This is a genomic window from Vibrio sp. 1402 (genome assembly GCF_033340275.1).
Genome location: NZ_JAWOWE010000516.1, coordinates 1 through 572, shown reverse-complemented (window position 1 = coordinate 572; position 572 = coordinate 1). Strand labels below are relative to the sequence as shown.

At 42.0% G+C, this 572-nt stretch carries 1 pseudogene; it reads left to right on the top strand.

Annotation, left to right across the window (positions count from 1 at the left end):
- Positions 1 to 27: 27 nt before the first annotated feature.
- Positions 28 to 572: pseudogene (locus tag R7044_RS27000) on the top strand (hypothetical protein); the annotation flags it as partial.

Here is a 572-nt window from a genome sequence, read left to right as displayed (position 1 = left end):
GGTCCCCTTTTTTAATGAGGTTTATACATGAGTATTAAACAAAGCATTGCGGCACTGGTGATACTTTTGAGTGTTTCGTTTAGTGCTTTTTCTGCAAAGGACTATGACAAAACAAAACTTTATCGTGTTACTGGGCTTTCTGGTCAATATAGTTGGCCTTCCGAATACTGCGGTTTATCTGTTGGTCAAGTTACTAATATCACTCCTTGTCTTGGTGTTAGGTTTACATCTACTACTGATATGAAGGAGTACACGGTTAGTTCGGTCTGGGTTGATAATGGTTACCTTGTTGCGTCGTCGGGAGGTCGTTATTTCAATGCGGTTCATGTTAAGCCCTTTACTTCTTTCCCAGATGGTGAGACTTATAATCCTGAAACTCGACAGTGCGAGGCTTCTAAAAATCACTGTGAAAAGTTAATGGAAACAGAGCCAACTTTAGGTGTTTGGTGGAATGAGCAAGCTTATGGTCGTGACATGCTCGGTAACTTTTGGTGCGGTTCTGCCTCCAATTGTACTGCTCAACTCAATACCTTTGTTGGTTGCGATTCTGGAAACTGCTTTGCTGATGCGCA